We start from the raw sequence: 16,938 nt of genomic DNA, 5'->3' as shown, positions 1-16,938 counted from the left end.
TTGTGTTGAAAAAGAAGGCTAAGACCAAAAGCAGCTCAAAAAAATGGAGCAATTTTAAAAATGCCCGCTCCATGCATGTACTGCTGTATCTTCTGCTGGCTGCCATTATGTTTGCTTTGCTCTTTGTACATGTTAAGCCGGAAACACTTGATTTAGACCTGTTTTCAGTCAGCGACAAGACCATTTACGCTCCGGCAACCGTGGAAGATCAAAAAGCCACAGAGGAAAAAAAGCAAGCCGCTGAAGACGCGGTTGAAGATCAATATACATTAAAAAAAGAATACACAGATAATCGGATAGACCTAGTGTCATCAATATTCGACAGTATTAGTGAAGTGAAAAAATCATCGGAAGAAGGCAGCAAATCACCATCGGAAAAATCAATGGTCAAATCCGTAAAGGATAAATTGACGTCAGATGTGAATGATTCCATATCCGAGGATTCCATCAAGACATTGCTGAAAGCAGACAGTGAAGACTTTTCTTTTGTCAGAGATACGGTCATTACCGCAGTAAATACGGTCATGAGCAGTGAAATCCCTTCGGATAAACTATCTGATGCAAAGGATAAGGTAGAAAAAGAGCTAAAGAGCAATTCTATTCCGTCTAAATACTTGGGAGCCGCGACAGAAATCGGGCGTTTTGCTATTATTCCGAATTACGTCTTCGATCCGAAAGCAACAGAGGCAAAACGGCAGGAAGCCTCAGATAATGTCCAGCAGGTTCAAATCAAACAGGGACAAGTGCTCGTGGAAGAAAATGACCTCATTGATCGGGAAGTGTACAGGAAACTTGAGCTGACCGGGTTATTAAATAACTCAAATCTCTTTAAACCGATCAGCGGGCTATTGATTATGATCGGACTTTTCATTGCAACACTTGTATATTATTTTGAAAAACAGAAACAAAATCTGAAGTTTAAAAATAAATCCATTCTGTTATTCTCGATTATCACAACACTTTTGCTTGTGATCATGGAGGTTGTCAGTTTGTTTCAGAAGATGGAGTATAATAATATCGGCTATCTGGTCCCCATTGCGGCCGGCGCCATCTTAATCAAACTGCTGATGAATGAACGCATTGCCATATTGGGAAGTATCATTCTTGCGATTTGCGGAAGTATGATGTTTAATCAGGGTGTGACAGGAACATTCAATTATGTCATAGGGATTTATTATTTGATCAGCGGCATTTCAGGTGTATTATTTTTAGGAAAACACAATGCAAGATCAAAGATTTTGCAGACCGGACTTTTCGTGGCGTTTATTAATATGGTTGTCGTTTTATCCTTATTATTGATCCAGAACACTGCGTTGTCGGGTCTTGAAATCGGCACGTTAATGCTCATGGGGGTTGTGTCGGGGTTTGCTTCATCTGTATTGATCATCGGCCTGATGCCGTTTTTTGAGACGGGCTTTGGCATTTTATCCACCATGAGGCTGCTTGAGCTGTCTAATCCTAACCATCCGCTATTGCGCAAAATACTGACAGAAACACCAGGTACATATCATCACAGTGTAATGGTTGCCAATTTATCAGAGGCAGCCTGTGAAGCGGTTGGGGCTAATGGTTTGCTTGCAAGAGTCGGCGCATATTATCACGATCTCGGAAAAACAAAGCGCCCGCAATATTTTATTGAAAACCAAATGAATATTGACAATCCGCATGACAAGCTGTCACCTCAGTTGAGTAAAAATATTATTATCTCGCATACGACAGACGGTGCGAATATGCTGAGAAGCTATAAATTTCCGAAAGAGCTTGTCGATATTGCTGAGCAGCATCATGGAACCTCGCTTTTAAAGTTTTTTTACTATAAAGCGAAGGAAAAAGGCGACCAGATTACAGAGGAAGAGTTCCGTTATCCGGGGCCGAAGCCGCAGTCAAAGGAAGCCGCAATTATATCAGTGGCCGACAGTGTTGAGGCGGCCGTCAGATCTATGCATAATCCAAATCCTGAACGAATTGAAAAGCTTGTCCGGGGTATTATATCCGATAAGCTTCAGGACGGACAGTTCAGCGAATGCGATTTGACATTTAAAGAGCTGGATACAATCGCAAAAACGCTCTGTGCAACATTAAAAGGAATTTTCCACTCCCGGATTGAATATCCGGAGGCTACTAAGAAGGTGAAATAGATGAGTTTACTGATTGATATCGTTGATGAAACGGGAAGCGTCTCAGAAGAGATGCTCAAAGAAGTAGAAAATCTGCTTCAATTTGCTGCTGAGCGTGAAGGCGTTCAAGACCAGGCTGAAGTTTCTGTCACGATTGTTTCCAATGATGACATACATCAGATTAACAAAGAATACCGGGGAAAGGATGCTCCGACAGATGTCATCTCATTTGCTCTTGAAGAAGAGGGAGAAGGCGAGATCGAAATCGTGGGCGCCGAAATGCCTCCGGTTTTAGGTGATATTATCATCAGTGCCGATCGCACAAGAGAGCAGGCAGAGGAGTATAATCATTCTTTTAAAAGAGAGCTCGGATTTCTAGCTGTACACGGATTTCTGCACCTTTTAGGATATGACCATATGACGAAAGAGGAAGAAGAGGAGATGTTTACTAAGCAAAAGGAATTGCTGGACGCTTATGGACTCAAAAGATCATAGAAATGAGCTGAAGCGGTTCTTCAAAAGCTTCGTGCATGCAGGCCGGGGCATCTGGGAAACAGCGCGGACGGAGCGGAATTTCCAATTTCATGCCGCAGCCGCCTGCGCTGTTCTCATTTGCGGCTTCCTTGTAGAGCTCAGCATGATTGAGTGGATGATTATATTCCTTTTGATCGGCGGTATGTTTTCGCTTGAGCTTTTAAATACAGCCATTGAACATACGGTTGATTTAATAACTGACAAACATCACCCTCTTGCTAAAGCGGCCAAGGACGCTGCCGCCGGGGCTGTTTGCGTTTTTGCCGTGATTTCGTGTATCATTGGTTTACTTATTTTTTTGCCAAAGCTGTAATGGCTGAAAATTCTTACATTTATTTTACATTTTTAGAAATGGGCGTGAAAAAAAGCGCGCGATTATGTAAAATATAAAGTGATAGCGGTACCATTATAGGTAAGAGAGGAATGTACACATGAACAGACAAGAATTAATAACAGAAGCTTTAAAAGCGCGTGATATGGCATATGCGCCGTATTCCAAATTCCAAGTAGGAGCCGCTCTTCTTACCAAGGATGGAAAAGTGTACAGAGGCTGCAACATTGAGAACGCGGCATACAGCATGTGCAATTGCGCCGAGCGTACCGCTTTATTTAAAGCTGTTTCTGAAGGGGATACAGAGTTTCAGATGCTGGCCGTTGCGGCTGACACCCCTGGACCAGTATCTCCGTGCGGAGCCTGCCGCCAGGTGATTTCTGAGCTTTGCACAAAAGACGTTATTGTCGTACTGACTAATTTACAAGGACAAATAAAAGAAATGACTGTGGAAGAATTATTGCCAGGCGCATTTTCATCGGAGGATTTACATGACGAACGAAAGCTTTAAATCAGGATTTGTATCCATTATTGGAAGACCAAACGTAGGAAAATCTACATTTTTGAACAGAGTCATTGGACAAAAAATCGCGATCATGAGCGATAAGCCCCAAACGACGAGAAACAAGGTGCAAGGAGTACTGACGACAGGCACATCACAAACCATTTTTATTGACACACCAGGGATTCATAAACCTAAGCATAAGCTTGGGGACTTTATGATGAAAGTGGCGCAAAATACATTAAAAGAAGTCGATTTGATCTTGTTTATGATCAATGCTGAGGAAGGCTACGGGAAGGGCGACGAATTCATCATTGAGAAATTGCAGACGATGTCTACGCCTGTATTCTTAATCGTAAACAAAATCGATAAAATTCATCCCGACCAATTGCTTCTGCTAATTGACGAATACCGCAAACGTTATCCTTTTAAGGAAATTGTTCCGATTTCTGCTTTAGAAGGAAATAACATCGAAACCTTGCTCGCTCAGATTGAAGCGTATTTGCCGGAAGGGCCGCAATTCTATCCGAGTGACCAGGTAACTGACCACCCTGAGCGATTTATCATTTCTGAATTAATCAGGGAAAAGGTGCTGCATTTGACGAGAGAAGAAATCCCGCACAGCATTGCGGTGGCCATCGAATCCATCAAAGGGCAGGACAACGGTTCTGTACACGTAGCGGCAACGATTGTGGTCGAGCGGGATTCTCAGAAAGGCATCGTGATCGGTAAAAAAGGAAGCCTTCTAAAAGAGGTTGGAAAAAGAGCGAGAGCGGATATTGAAGCACTATTGGGCTCCCGTGTCTACCTTGAATTGTGGGTGAAAGTGCAGAAGGACTGGCGTAATAAAATGTCCCAGCTTCGCGATTTTGGCTTTAAAGAGGACGAATATTAATCTCTTCCCGTGTGTGTCATTATCTCACAGGAACAGGGATACATTAGCAAATTTTGTTTAACATGAAATGGAGGACATCTGGTCAAGATAAAGGTAAGAATTTGGAGTTTAGGTAAGCTAGTTTAACTACAGAAAGGTGGGTTTCTTGTGTTGAATTTTACCTGGAACGTATTTTCTCAAACAGGAAATGTTGATACGTATCTTCTTTTTAAAGAACTGGAAAAAGAGAACATGGAAAGACCCGAAGAACTAGAAGATGAGCTAGCCCGATTTGATTATCCAATTTTATAAACCTCTTGGCCGCTCCTGCTTGAGGAAGGTGCGGAAATGCTGACAAAATGTGAAGGAATCGTTCTTCGCACAAATGATTACGGAGAGACGAATAAAATCGTAACATTACTGACAAGAGAACACGGAAAAATAGGTGTTATGGCACGAGGCGCCAAAAAACCGAACAGCCGTTTATCAGCAGTCAGCCAGCCCTTTTTGTATGGTTCTTTCTTAATGCAAAAAACATCGGGCCTCGGAACGCTTCAGCAGGGGGAAATGATCCTCAGCATGAGAGGCATCAGGGAAGACTTGTTTTTAACAGCATATGCTGCCTATATTGCTGAGTTAGTCGACAGAGGTACTGAAGAAAAAAAGCCAAACCCTTATTTATTTGAATTCATATTAGAATCATTAAAACAGCTGAATGAAGGAACAGATCCGGATGTTATCACCTTCATTGTTCAAATGAAGATGCTCGGTGTCATGGGCCTGTATCCTGAGCTAAATCATTGTGTTCATTGTAAAAGCCAAGACGGAACCTTTCATTTCTCTGTTCGTGATAATGGTTTTATATGCCACCGCTGTTTTGAAAAAGATCCTTACAGGATACCGATTAAACCGCAAACGGCAAGGCTGTTAAGACTCTTTTACTATTTTGATCTGTCGAGGCTCGGCAATGTGTCCTTAAAAGAGGAAACAAAAGCTGAATTAAAGCAAGTGATTGATTTATATTACGAAGAATATTCGGGATTGTATTTAAAATCAAAGCGCTTTTTAGATCAAATGGAAAGTATGAAACATCTTATGGGTGAAAACAAAAGTTGACATTTGGTCCATCTTTTTATATGATCATTTATTATAAAATATGTTGCAGTGAGAGAAAGAAGTACTTGCGTTTACCTCATGAAAGCGACCTTAGGGCGGTGTAAGCTAAGGATGAGCACGCAACGAAAGGCATTCTTGAGCAATTTTAAAAAAAGAGGCTGGGATTTGGTTCTCAGCAACTAGGGTGGAACCGCGGGAGAACTCTCGTCCCTATGTTTGCGGCTGGCAAGCATAGAGACGGGAGTTTTTTGGTTGCTGCCGCAGTCAACTTATGAAAGAAAAGTGGAGGTGCTTGAAATGAATATTCAAGACATGATTCTAACCTTGCAAAAGCATTGGTCCAGTCAGGGCTGTGTGCTTATGCAGGCTTACGATGTAGAAAAAGGAGCCGGCACGATGAGCCCGTATACATTTTTGCGCAGTATCGGCCCTGAGCCGTGGAAAGTGGCTTATGTAGAGCCTTCCAGACGTCCTGCAGACGGCCGCTACGGGGAGAACCCGAACAGACTGTATCAGCATCATCAGTTCCAGGTCATTATTAAACCGTCACCTGATAACATTCAAGAGCTGTATTTGGATTCCTTGCGTGCTCTTGGAATTGATCCGCTTGAGCACGATATTCGCTTTGTTGAAGACAACTGGGAGAATCCGTCTTTAGGCTGCGCGGGTCTAGGCTGGGAAGTTTGGCTTGACGGAATGGAAATCACACAATTTACGTATTTCCAGCAGGTCGGGGGATTAGAGTGTAAACCCGTTTCTGTAGAGATTACGTATGGAATTGAGCGTCTCGCGTCTTATATCCAGGATAAAGAAAACGTGTTTGACTTGGAATGGACGTCAGGGTTTACAGTAAAAGATTTATTCATGATGGCTGAATATGAGCATTCTGTTTATACGTTTGAAACATCAGACGTCGATATGCTGTTCCAATTGTTCAGCACATATGAAAAAGAAGCGATCAAGCAAATGGACAACGGACTTGTTCATCCAGCATATGACTATGTGCTGAAATGCTCGCACACTTTCAACCTGCTTGATGCCAAAGGTGCGATCTCTGTTACCGAGCGGACGGGCTATATCGCAAGAGTGCGGAATTTAGCTAGAAAAGTAGCAAAAACCTACTATGAGGAACGAGAAAAACTAGGGTTCCCAATGCTTAAAGGGGAGGGTTCTTCTCATGAGTAAACAGGATTTACTTTTAGAGATCGGATTAGAGGAAATGCCGGCGCGCTTTTTGAATGAAAGCATGGTTCAGCTTGGCGACAAGCTGACAGGCTGGCTTAAAGAAAAAAATATTACTCACGGTGAAGTGAAACTCTTCAATACACCGAGACGTCTTGCTGTGTTCGTTAAGGATGTCGCAGAAAAGCAGGATGATATAAAAGAAGAAGCAAAAGGGCCTGCGAAAAAAATTGCCCTTGATGCGGACGGGAACTGGACAAAAGCGGCAATCGGCTTTTCAAAAGGCCAAGGCGCGAATGTGGAAGACCTGTACATTAAAGAAGTAAAAGGCATAGAGTATGTATTCGTGCAAAAATTCCAAGCCGGCCAAGAAACGAAGTCGCTTCTGCCGGAACTGAGCGGTTTAATTACAAGCTTGCATTTCCCGAAAAACATGCGCTGGGGAAATGAAGATTTGCGTTATATCCGACCGATCAAATGGATTGTCGCATTATTTGGACAGGATGTCATTCCATTTTCGATCACAAACGTTGAGTCTGGACGGACAACACAGGGACATCGTTTCCTCGGACATGAAGTGTCAATTGAATCACCTTCAGCTTATGAAGAGCAGCTCAAAGGACAGCATGTTGTTGCTGATCCTAGCGTCCGAAAGCAAATGATTCAATCTCAGCTGGAAGCAATGGCTGCTGAAAACAATTGGAGCATTCCAGTTGACGAAGACCTTCTTGATGAAGTGAATCATTTGGTAGAATACCCGACAGCTCTTTACGGTTCATTTGAATCCGAGTTTCTGTCAATTCCTGAAGAAGTGCTTGTCACGACAATGAAAGAGCATCAGCGCTACTTCCCTGTCAAAGACAAAAACGGTGACCTGCTGCCTCACTTTATCACAGTCCGAAACGGCAACAGCCACGCGATTGAAAATGTGGCCCGAGGCAATGAAAAAGTGCTGCGCGCACGTTTATCTGATGCTTCATTCTTCTACAAAGAAGATCAGAAACTAAACATTGATGCAAATGTGAAGAAGCTTGAAAATATCGTTTTCCATGAAGAGCTTGGTTCTCTTGCTGATAAGGTTAGAAGAGTCACATCAATCGCAGAGAAACTTGCCGTTCGTCTTCAGGCTGATGAAGATACATTAAAACATGTGAAGCGGGCTGCTGAAATTTCTAAATTCGACCTTGTGACGCATATGATATATGAATTCCCTGAACTTCAAGGAATTATGGGCGAAAAGTATGCGAGAATGCTTGGCGAAGATGAAGCTGTGGCGGCGGCAGTTAATGAACATTATATGCCTAGATCAGCGGGCGGAGAAACGCCTTCTACTTTCACCGGAGCTGTTGTAGCAATGGCGGATAAGCTTGACACAATCGCTTCATTCTTCTCTATCGGCGTAATTCCGACCGGTTCCCAGGACCCTTACGGACTGCGCCGCCAAGCAAGCGGTATTGTTGCGATTCTTCTTGACCGCAACTGGGGAATTTCATTTGAAGAGCTGCTTACTTTCGTTCAAACCGATAAAGAAAATGAACTGCTGGATTTCTTCACTCAGCGCTTGAAATATGTCTTGAATGCTGAACAAATCAGACATGACGTCATTGACGCCGTGCTGGAAAGCTCTGAGCTTGAGCCGTACTCTGCGCTGCATAAAGCACAAGTACTGGAGCAAAAGCTTGGTGCACCTGGCTTTAAGGAAACAGCCGAAGCGTTAGGCCGAGTGATCTCTATCAGCAAAAAAGGAGTCCGCGGAGACATTCAGCCTGATCTGTTTGAAAATGAATACGAAGCAAAACTGTTTGATGCCTACCAAACAGCGAAGCAAAATCTGCAGGAAAACTTCAGCAAAAAAGATTATGAGGCGGCGCTTGCTTCACTTGCAGCCTTAAAAGAACCGATCGATGCTTACTTCGATCATACAATGGTTATAGCGGATAATGAGTCATTAAAGGCAAATCGTTTAGCGCAAATGGTAAGCTTGGCGGATGAGATCAAGTCCTTTGCGAATATGAATGCCCTTATTGTAAAATAAAGAGAGAAAAGGCGGTTGCTGTGTGATCGGTAATCGTCTTTTCCCCATTTATAAGTTTTTTGTTTGATTACAAGATATTTACGTTATAATATGGATTATTATTTCTTTACATAGCTATGAAGTGAAAAGGTGGTGAGTACGATCGAACTAAATAAACGGCAAGAACATATTTTGCAGATTGTAAAAGAAAACGGGCCGATTACAGGGGAGCATATTGCAGAAAAGCTGAACCTAACCAGGGCGACATTGCGCCCGGATTTAGCCATACTCACCATGTCAGGATTCCTCGAGGCGCGCCCGAGAGTCGGTTATTTCTATACGGGAAAAACCGGCACGCAGCTTTTGGCGGATAAACTCAAAAAGCTTCAGGTGAAAGACTTTCAATCTATCCCCGTAGTGATTCACGAAAACGTTTCTGTGTACGATGCGATTTGCACCATGTTTTTAGAAGATGTAGGTACTCTGTTTGTGGTGGACCGCGATGCTGTTTTAGTCGGGGTGCTTTCACGAAAAGACTTGCTCAGAGCGAGCATTGGCCAGCAGGAGCTTACATCGGTCCCTGTTCACATCATCATGACAAGGATGCCGAACATTACGGTGTGCAGACGCGAGGATTATGTGATGGACATTGCAAAGCACTTAATAGAAAAACAAATTGATGCACTGCCTGTCATCAAAGACACCGATAAAGGCTTTGAAGTGATCGGCAGAGTGACAAAAACAAATATGACCAAAATACTTGTCAGTTTATCTGAAAATGAAATCCTATAAGATTGCAAACTAACGGGGGGATAATATGAATAACCGCATCATCTATGTTGTATCGGATTCCGTCGGTGAAACGGCTGAATTGGTAGTAAAAGCAGCACTCAGCCAATTTAACGGATCAGCGGATGATACTCATGTAAGAAGAATTCCTTATGTTGAAGATATAGGCACTATCAATGAAGTGATTTCACTTGCAAAGGCAGACGGCGGCATTATCTGTTTTACACTCGTGGTGCCGGAAATCAGAGAATATTTGATAGCCGAAGCGGAAAAAGCAAAAGTTTTATATTATGATATTATCGGCCCGTTGATTGATAAAATGGAAACAGCCTACGGTTTAACAGCGAAATACGAACCGGGGCGGGTGCGCCAGCTTGATGAAGATTATTTCAAAAAAGTGGAGGCCATCGAGTTTGCAGTTAAATACGATGATGGACGTGATCCAAGAGGAATTTTAAAAGCTGATATCGTTTTGATCGGCGTGTCAAGAACGTCTAAAACACCGCTGTCTCAATATCTCGCACACAAACGCCTGAAGGTTGCCAATGTTCCGATTGTACCGGAGGTTGATCCGCCGGAAGAACTCTTTAACGTTGATCCGAAAAAATGCATCGGTTTAAAGATTAGCCCTGATAAACTGAATCATATCAGAAAAGAACGTTTAAAATCACTCGGGCTTAATGATAAAGCGATTTATGCAAATATCAACAGAATCAAAGAGGAACTCGAGTATTTCGAAAAGATTGTGGATCGGATCGGCTGCCAAGTTGTTGATGTTTCAAATAAAGCGGTTGAGGAAACAGCAAATATTATCCATCATCTCAAAACAAAAAACATATAACTCAGGACGCTCTATCCTGGGTTTTTGGCTGTGCCAAAAGGGAATAATGAAAAACAATAGCATCTTTGTGAAGTTTGTATTATAATAAAAAATTGTGATAAAATGATTAATTTTAGGTTTAAGGATCGTGTGATACGAATAAACTATTATGGGTAAGATGTCAAGAATTTCTCCCGGAAATTTTTCGACAAATTCATATACATCCACAATAATAAAGGATGTGCGATTTTGCTTGCTTTTATGCAGGAGTTTAATGGAGGGATGGAGAATTACTCTTCTTAATGAACAAGAAAAGACGATTTTTGTCGATGCTGATGCTTGTCCGGTAAAAGATGAAATTTTACAAACAGCATCCGAGTATGAAGTTCAAGTTCTTTTTGTCGCTTCATTTGAACATTATCAGCTTTCCAGAAGCAATGAAGAAAAATGGAAGTATGTTGATCCTCATAAAGAAGCTGCTGATTTATATATCGCAAATCACGTGAAACCGGGAGATATTGTTGTGACGCAGGACATCGGATTAGCATCTCTGCTGTTGAACAGAAATGTCTCCGTTATGTCGGAAAGAGGTCGTCTTTACAAAGAAGACACGATTGATTTTGCTCTAGAGGGCCGTCATTTTTCCGGCAAACAAAGAAGAAAAGGCGTATATGCCAAAGGGCCTAAAAAATTGAATAAAGAAGATCGAGAACGATTTATTACACTGCTGCAAAAAATCCTGTCGAACGATGAAGGGATTTTGCACTAAAGCATCGAATAATGTACGACGGAGTGTTATAAGATGGGAAATCGGATACCAGATGAAATTGTGGATCAGGTGCAAAAGTCGGCAGATATCGTTGAAGTCATAGGTGATTATGTTCAATTAAAGAAGCAAGGCCGAAACTACTTTGGACTCTGTCCTTTTCATGGAGAAAGCACACCTTCGTTTTCCGTATCGCCCGACAAACAGATTTTTCATTGCTTTGGCTGCGGAGCGGGCGGCAATGTTTTCTCTTTTTTAAGGCAGATGGAAGGCTACTCATTTGCCGAGTCGGTTTCTCACCTTGCTGACAAATACCAAATTGATTTTCCAGATGATATAACAGTCCATTCCGGAGCCCGGCCAGAGTCTTCTGGAGAACAAAAAATGGCTGAGGCACATGAGCTCCTGAAGAAATTTTACCATCATTTGTTAATAAATACAAAAGAAGGTCAAGAGGCACTGGATTATCTGCTTTCTAGGGGCTTTACGAAAGAGCTGATTGATGAATTTCAGATTGGCTATGCTCTTGATTCTTGGGACTTTATCACGAAATTCCTTGTAAAGAGGGGATTTAGTGAGGCACAAATGGAAAAAGCGGGTCTCCTGATCAGACGCGAAGACGGAAGCGGATATTTCGACCGCTTCAGAAACCGTGTCATGTTTCCGATCCATGATCATCACGGGGCTGTTGTTGCTTTCTCGGGCAGGGCTCTTGGCAGTCAGCAGCCTAAGTATATGAACAGTCCTGAAACCCCGCTCTTTCATAAAAGTAAACTGCTTTACAATTTTTATAAGGCCCGCCTTCATATCAGAAAGCAGGAAAGAGCAGTCTTATTTGAAGGGTTTGCTGATGTCATATCGGCTGTAAGCTCGGGTGTAAAAGAAAGCATAGCCACGATGGGAACGTCTCTTACAGATGATCATGTCAAGATCCTGAGAAGAAACGTCGAAGAAATCATTCTTTGCTATGACTCTGATAAAGCCGGTTATGAAGCCACCTTAAAAGCTTCGGAGCTTCTGCAAAAAAAAGGCTGCAAAGTCAGAGTTGCAATGATTCCTGACGGATTGGACCCTGATGATTACATCAAAAAATTCGGCGGGGAAAAATTTAAAAACGACATTATTGACGCCAGTGTCACCGTAATGGCGTTCAAAATGCAATATTTCCGAAAAGGAAAGAACCTGTCCGATGAAGGCGACCGCCTGGCTTACATTAAAGACGTACTGAAAGAAATCAGCACGCTTTCAGGGTCTCTAGAGCAGGAAGTCTATGTAAAGCAGCTTGCTTCAGAGTTTTCGCTTTCACAGGAGTCTTTAACTGAGCAGCTGTCTGTTTTCAGCAAGCAAAACAAACCTGCTGACAATAGCGGTGAAACAAAAACGCGGCGAGCGCATCTGACGACAAAAGCAAGGCAAAAACGTTTGCGTCCGGCGTATGAAAATGCAGAAAGGCTGTTACTCGCTCACATGCTTCGAGATCGGAGCGTCATCAAAAAAGTGATTGACCGGGTAGGGTTTCAATTTAATATTGATGAGCACCGGGCATTAGCCGCCTATCTTTATGCTTTTTATGAAGAGGGAGCCGAGCTGACGCCTCAGCATCTGATGGCCAGGGTGACGGATGATCATATAAGCCAGCTCTTGTCTGATATATTAATGCTTCAGGTTAATCAAGAGCTTAGCGAAGCCGAGTTATCAGATTATGTAAAAAAAGTGTTGAATCAAAGAAATTGGTCAATGATAAAAGAAAAAGAGGCGGAAAGAGCCGAAGCCGAAAGGCAAAAAGATTTTATAAGAGCTGCTTCTCTGGCTCAAGAAATCGTTACATTGAACCGATCTTTAAAATAACTGGAGAACTGATGAGGAGCATGTATTGGCAATGATTCCTTGCGGAGGAGCAAATAGATCGCTTAACCTCATCATGAATTGTCATTTCATTATTCGCACATTGTTAAAGGCAGTTCACATAGAAAACGCCTGAATGGACCGAATAAGAATCATACCGCTTATAGAATTCGTTGCAAGCTTTGGAAGGAGGGATCCATAATGGCTGATAAACAAACCCACGAGACAGAATTAACATTCGACCAAGTAAAAGAGCAATTAACAGAGTCTGGTAAAAAACGTGGCGTTTTGACATATGAAGAAATTGCTGAGCGTATGTCCAGCTTTGAAATTGAATCAGACCAAATGGATGAGTATTATGAATTTTTAGGTGAACAAGGTGTTGAATTAATTAGTGAGAATGAAGAAACAGAAGATCCTAATATTCAGCAGCTTGCCAAAGCCGAAGAAGAATTTGACCTTAATGACCTAAGTGTACCGCCTGGCGTTAAAATCAATGACCCAGTTCGTATGTATTTAAAGGAAATCGGTCGGGTTAACCTTCTTTCTGCAAAAGAAGAAATCGCCTACGCTCAAAAGATTGAAGAAGGTGACGAAGAATCTAAACGCAGATTGGCTGAAGCGAACCTGCGGCTTGTTGTCAGTATCGCAAAACGGTATGTCGGACGCGGTATGCTGTTCCTTGATCTGATCCAGGAAGGAAACATGGGTCTGATGAAAGCCGTTGAAAAATTTGATTATCGCAAAGGTTATAAATTCAGTACGTATGCTACGTGGTGGATCAGACAGGCGATTACACGCGCCATTGCCGATCAGGCGAGAACGATCCGGATTCCCGTTCATATGGTTGAAACCATTAATAAATTAATTCGTGTGCAGCGTCAATTACTGCAAGACTTAGGCAGAGAACCAACACCTGAAGAAATTGCGGAAGATATGGATTTAACGCCTGAAAAAGTACGCGAAATCTTAAAGATTGCTCAAGAGCCGGTATCTCTGGAAACACCGATCGGTGAAGAGGATGACTCGCACCTTGGTGATTTCATTGAAGATCAAGAAGCAACTTCACCTTCTGACCACGCTGCATACGAGCTATTGAAAGAGCAGCTGGAAGATGTGCTTGATACGTTAACTGATCGTGAAGAAAATGTATTGCGTCTTCGATTCGGTCTTGATGACGGCCGTACAAGAACATTAGAAGAGGTCGGCAAAGTATTTGGAGTAACGAGAGAGCGTATTCGACAAATCGAAGCCAAAGCGTTGCGGAAACTAAGACATCCTAGCAGAAGTAAACGTTTGAAAGATTTCCTCGAATAAGATGGAACGGGTCTTGAAGATCCGTTCTTCTTTTTTTAAAAAGATATATGGATAATATGCCTTTATTTTACTGAAAAATGATGTCATTTGCAAATGAACATTGTGGTGAAAAATTTCAAAATCTAATTCCATATTTTCTATTGTAAGCGTATACAATACATTATACAATAGAATAAAAAGGATATTAGAGATTTAGGCATGTTTCTATTCAATTTTGTATAAAGTGTGAATAAAAAACTTTTGTATAGCAATCCATTTACTTTTTGTAAAAATAAGTTAGAATTAGAAGTGTTTACATAGGGGGAAGGATCAAAAAGGGGGAAGGGAAATGAAATGGAACCCGCTTATTCCATTTTTGCTGATCGCTGTTTTAGGAATTGGTCTAACTTTCTTTTTATCAGTAAAAGGACTTGATGACTCTCGGGAGATTGCGAGCGGAGGAGAAAGCAAATCTGCTGAAAAGAAAGATGCGAACGCTTCACCAGAAGAAATTTACAAGGCAAACTGCATCGCATGCCACGGAGAAAATTATGAAGGTGTTTCGGGTCCGAGCTTAAAAGGTGTAGGGGATAAGAAAGATGTCGCTGAAATTAAAACAAAGATCGAAAAAGGCGGTAATGGAATGCCTTCCGGTCTTGTTCCGGCCGATAAGCTGGATGATATGGCAGAGTGGGTGTCAAAAATTAAATAAAAGAACCATTTTTCTCTTTATACATTCACAGGCCGCCGAGATGTTCTCGACAGCCTTTTATTTTTGATGCCGCGTGCAGACCGGCATCAAAAGAAATAATTTCAAAATCATTTGCTTCAGCTTGGATTCCGGGCTGATTTTTTATATGATAGTAAAGGAAAAATTGATTGAGAAAAGTTGTGATGACAAGTGAACGAATTAAAATTATCTAAACGATTGCAAACAGTAGCGGAGTACATACCGAATGGAGCGGTGATGGCCGATATCGGCTCTGATCACGCATACCTTCCTTGTTATGCGGTGCTGAATCATAAAGCCAGCGGAGCGATTGCCGGAGAAATAACAGACGGCCCGTTTTTGTCTGCAAAGCGGCAGGTTGAAAAATCAGGCTTAAACTCGCACATTTCTGTAAGGCAGGGAGACGGACTGGAAGTGATTAAAAAAGGTGAAGCTGATGCCATTACGATTGCCGGAATGGGCGGGGCTTTGATCGCTCACATTTTAGAAGCGGGCAAAGACAAATTAACGGGGAAGGAACGGCTCATTTTACAGCCGAATATTCATGCTGTTCATATCAGGGAGTGGCTTTATAAAGAAGGATATGCGCTGATAGATGAGGTAATCCTTGAAGAGGACGGAAAGTGCTATGAGGTGCTGGTAGCAGAAGAGGGAGACAGGGATGCGGCTTATGACGGTATTTCTTTATCAGCCGGGATGCTCGTCGGCCCTTTCTTGGCAAAAGAAAAAAATGCTGTCTTTTTGAAAAAGTGGACACAAGAGCTTCAGCACACTCAAAGCATCTATGAACAGATCAGCCAAGCGGCAGATACAGAGCAAAACAAACAAAAATTAAAGGAGCTCGCCGATCGAATGGAGCTGTTAAAGGAGGTAATCGATCATGGCTAAAAGTGTAAATGGGCAGCAGATCATCCAGCTGTTTGAACAATTTTCCCCGAAAGCCTATGCGGTTGAAGGAGATAAAATCGGCCTGCAAATCGGCACTTTAAACAAACCAATTAAAAATGTGATGGTTACACTTGATGTGTTAGAGAGCGTTATCGATGAAGCGATTGAAAAAGAGGTTGACTTGATTATTGCACACCATCCTCCTATTTTCCGGCCGCTAAAGCATATTTCAACAGATCAGCCTGCCGGAAGGTTAATTGAAAAGTGTTTGAAGCATGATATTGCTGTTTATGCAGCTCATACAAATTTAGACGTTGCGGACGGCGGCGTGAATGATTTGCTTGCTGAAGCATTAGAGCTGAGTGAGACGGAAGTGCTGGCGCCTACTTATACGGATCCTCTGAAAAAGCTGGCAGTTTACGTGCCGAAGGAATATGAAGAGCAGGTCAGAGCCGCGGTCGGAAATGCGGGGGCCGGCCATATCGGTGAATACAGCCATTGCGCGTTTTCATCTGAAGGAATCGGCAGCTTTAAGCCATTGGACGGAGCTAAGCCTTTTATCGGTGAAGTGGGAGAGCTTGAGCTTGTTCATGAAGTAAGACTTGAGACTGTATTTCCTAACAGCATCGAAAAAGCTGTTATCAACGCAATGATAAAAAGCCATCCATATGAAGAAGTCGCTTACGATATCTATCCTGTCGAACAGACTCCCGCCGAAAAAGGGCTCGGCCGTGTCGGAACCCTTAAAAATGAGATGACGCTTAAGGAATTCGCTTTATTTGTGAAAGACAAGCTTGACGTCAATGGTGTCAGAATGGTGGGGGATGCTGACAGCATGGTGAAAAAGGTAGCTGTTCTTGGTGGAGATGGAAACAAGTATATTCATCATGCAAAACGAAAGGGAGCCGATGTTTACGTCACAGGAGATTTATACTTCCATGTGGCCCATGATGCGATGATGCTTGGCCTAAATGTGGTTGATCCGGGCCATTACGCGGAAAAAATCATGAAAGAAGGCGTCACGAGAAAACTGACATCAATGTGTAATGATAAAAAGTTTGATGTGAATATCTTTGTTTCTGAAACAGATACAAATCCATTTACATTTCTATAAAAAAACTGAGGCTTTTACAG

At 42.3% G+C, this 16,938-nt stretch carries 17 protein-coding genes and 1 other annotated feature; all 17 genes read left to right on the top strand.

Annotation, left to right across the window (positions count from 1 at the left end; translation table 11 throughout):
* Window positions 1-2 precede the first annotated feature (2 nt).
* The 17 genes from pgpH (at window position 3) to M1D65_RS12385 (ending at window position 16,918) form a co-directional block, all read left to right on the top strand.
* Window positions 3-2,138 carry a cyclic-di-AMP phosphodiesterase PgpH gene (pgpH, locus tag M1D65_RS12465; RefSeq protein ID WP_456270587.1) on the top strand — a complete coding sequence of 712 codons (2,136 nt, stop codon included), beginning with the start codon at window positions 3-5 and terminating at the stop codon, window positions 2,136-2,138.
* Window positions 2,139-2,612, top strand: a complete 474-nt coding sequence (gene ybeY / locus M1D65_RS12460; RefSeq protein WP_003230039.1) for an rRNA maturation RNase YbeY — start codon at window positions 2,139-2,141, stop codon at window positions 2,610-2,612.
* Window positions 2,593-2,964, top strand: coding sequence for a diacylglycerol kinase family protein (locus M1D65_RS12455; protein WP_015384119.1), 372 nt, complete (start codon window positions 2,593-2,595; stop codon window positions 2,962-2,964). Before ybeY ends, M1D65_RS12455 begins: the two co-directional genes overlap by 20 nt.
* Window positions 2,965-3,082: 118 nt before the next feature.
* Window positions 3,083-3,493: a cytidine deaminase gene (locus tag M1D65_RS12450; RefSeq protein WP_003230049.1), complete on the top strand. Its 411-nt coding sequence runs from the start codon at window positions 3,083-3,085 to the stop codon at window positions 3,491-3,493.
* Window positions 3,474-4,379, top strand: a complete 906-nt coding sequence (gene era, locus M1D65_RS12445) for a GTPase Era (RefSeq protein WP_003230051.1) — start codon at window positions 3,474-3,476, stop codon at window positions 4,377-4,379. Before M1D65_RS12450 ends, era begins: the two co-directional genes overlap by 20 nt.
* 147 nt (window positions 4,380-4,526) lie before the next feature.
* A complete protein-coding gene (locus M1D65_RS12440; protein ID WP_003230053.1) occupies window positions 4,527-4,670 on the top strand; it encodes a YqzL family protein in 144 nt (47 codons plus the stop codon).
* Window positions 4,671-4,706: 36 nt separating this feature from the next.
* The gene (gene recO, locus M1D65_RS12435) at window positions 4,707-5,474 is read left to right on the top strand and encodes a DNA repair protein RecO (protein WP_014477369.1); all 768 of its coding nucleotides are present in this window, start codon (window positions 4,707-4,709) and stop codon (window positions 5,472-5,474) included.
* A gap of 39 nt (window positions 5,475-5,513) precedes the next feature.
* Window positions 5,514-5,689 (top strand) — a binding site (T-box leader).
* Between the two features lie 82 nt (window positions 5,690-5,771).
* Window positions 5,772-6,659 carry a glycine--tRNA ligase subunit alpha gene (glyQ, locus tag M1D65_RS12430; protein ID WP_003226213.1) on the top strand — a complete coding sequence of 296 codons (888 nt, stop codon included), beginning with the start codon at window positions 5,772-5,774 and terminating at the stop codon, window positions 6,657-6,659.
* Complete coding sequence (glyS, locus tag M1D65_RS12425; RefSeq protein ID WP_128740578.1) at window positions 6,652-8,691, top strand: glycine--tRNA ligase subunit beta; 2,040 nt, start codon at window positions 6,652-6,654, stop codon at window positions 8,689-8,691. The genes glyQ and glyS overlap by 8 nt, the downstream gene beginning before the upstream one ends.
* 132 nt (window positions 8,692-8,823) lie before the next feature.
* Window positions 8,824-9,462 (top strand): transcriptional regulator CcpN, encoded by a 639-nt coding sequence (gene ccpN, locus M1D65_RS12420; protein WP_003237058.1) that lies wholly within the window; start codon window positions 8,824-8,826, stop codon window positions 9,460-9,462.
* 25 nt (window positions 9,463-9,487) lie between these two features.
* A complete protein-coding gene (locus tag M1D65_RS12415) occupies window positions 9,488-10,300 on the top strand; it encodes a pyruvate, water dikinase regulatory protein (protein ID WP_124072956.1) in 813 nt (270 codons plus the stop codon).
* Window positions 10,301-10,553: 253 nt separating this feature from the next.
* Window positions 10,554-11,048 carry a YaiI/YqxD family protein gene (locus M1D65_RS12410; protein ID WP_003230065.1) on the top strand — a complete coding sequence of 165 codons (495 nt, stop codon included), beginning with the start codon at window positions 10,554-10,556 and terminating at the stop codon, window positions 11,046-11,048.
* 33 nt (window positions 11,049-11,081) lie between these two features.
* Window positions 11,082-12,893, top strand: a complete 1,812-nt coding sequence (gene dnaG, locus M1D65_RS12405) for a DNA primase (protein ID WP_276352934.1) — start codon at window positions 11,082-11,084, stop codon at window positions 12,891-12,893.
* A 198-nt stretch (window positions 12,894-13,091) separates the two neighbouring features.
* Window positions 13,092-14,207, top strand: coding sequence for an RNA polymerase sigma factor RpoD (rpoD, locus tag M1D65_RS12400; RefSeq protein ID WP_003226225.1), 1,116 nt, complete (start codon window positions 13,092-13,094; stop codon window positions 14,205-14,207).
* Between the two features lie 328 nt (window positions 14,208-14,535).
* Window positions 14,536-14,898 (top strand): cytochrome c550, encoded by a 363-nt coding sequence (gene cccA, locus M1D65_RS12395; protein WP_003230068.1) that lies wholly within the window; start codon window positions 14,536-14,538, stop codon window positions 14,896-14,898.
* 255 nt (window positions 14,899-15,153) lie between these two features.
* Window positions 15,154-15,804 carry a tRNA (adenine(22)-N(1))-methyltransferase TrmK gene (trmK, locus tag M1D65_RS12390; RefSeq protein WP_038829713.1) on the top strand — a complete coding sequence of 217 codons (651 nt, stop codon included), beginning with the start codon at window positions 15,154-15,156 and terminating at the stop codon, window positions 15,802-15,804.
* Window positions 15,797-16,918: a Nif3-like dinuclear metal center hexameric protein gene (locus M1D65_RS12385; protein WP_161986205.1), complete on the top strand. Its 1,122-nt coding sequence runs from the start codon at window positions 15,797-15,799 to the stop codon at window positions 16,916-16,918. The genes trmK and M1D65_RS12385 overlap by 8 nt, the downstream gene beginning before the upstream one ends.
* Window positions 16,919-16,938 lie beyond the last annotated feature (20 nt).

This window comes from Bacillus sp. JZ39 (genome assembly GCF_053903145.1).
This window is presented reverse-complemented; position numbering and strand designations above follow the sequence as displayed.

What these genes read in the sequence shown, in the direction of transcription:
- M1D65_RS12450 (WP_003230049.1), top strand. Translation starts at nt 3,083, where the DNA reads ATGAACAGACAAGAATTAATAACAGAAGCTTTAAAAGCGCGTGATATG.
- M1D65_RS12385 (WP_161986205.1), top strand. Translation starts at nt 15,797, where the DNA reads ATGGCTAAAAGTGTAAATGGGCAGCAGATCATCCAGCTGTTTGAACAA.
- recO (WP_014477369.1), top strand. Translation starts at nt 4,707, where the DNA reads ATGCTGACAAAATGTGAAGGAATCGTTCTTCGCACAAATGATTACGGA.
- trmK (WP_038829713.1), top strand. Translation starts at nt 15,154, where the DNA reads ATGGCCGATATCGGCTCTGATCACGCATACCTTCCTTGTTATGCGGTG.
- M1D65_RS12455 (WP_015384119.1), top strand. Translation starts at nt 2,593, where the DNA reads ATGGACTCAAAAGATCATAGAAATGAGCTGAAGCGGTTCTTCAAAAGC.
- ybeY (WP_003230039.1), top strand. Translation starts at nt 2,139, where the DNA reads ATGAGTTTACTGATTGATATCGTTGATGAAACGGGAAGCGTCTCAGAA.
- glyS (WP_128740578.1), top strand. Translation starts at nt 6,652, where the DNA reads ATGAGTAAACAGGATTTACTTTTAGAGATCGGATTAGAGGAAATGCCG.
- M1D65_RS12410 (WP_003230065.1), top strand. Translation starts at nt 10,554, where the DNA reads ATGGAGGGATGGAGAATTACTCTTCTTAATGAACAAGAAAAGACGATT.
- rpoD (WP_003226225.1), top strand. Translation starts at nt 13,092, where the DNA reads ATGGCTGATAAACAAACCCACGAGACAGAATTAACATTCGACCAAGTA.
- cccA (WP_003230068.1), top strand. Translation starts at nt 14,536, where the DNA reads ATGAAATGGAACCCGCTTATTCCATTTTTGCTGATCGCTGTTTTAGGA.
- M1D65_RS12415 (WP_124072956.1), top strand. Translation starts at nt 9,488, where the DNA reads ATGAATAACCGCATCATCTATGTTGTATCGGATTCCGTCGGTGAAACG.
- era (WP_003230051.1), top strand. Translation starts at nt 3,474, where the DNA reads ATGACGAACGAAAGCTTTAAATCAGGATTTGTATCCATTATTGGAAGA.
- glyQ (WP_003226213.1), top strand. Translation starts at nt 5,772, where the DNA reads ATGAATATTCAAGACATGATTCTAACCTTGCAAAAGCATTGGTCCAGT.
- dnaG (WP_276352934.1), top strand. Translation starts at nt 11,082, where the DNA reads ATGGGAAATCGGATACCAGATGAAATTGTGGATCAGGTGCAAAAGTCG.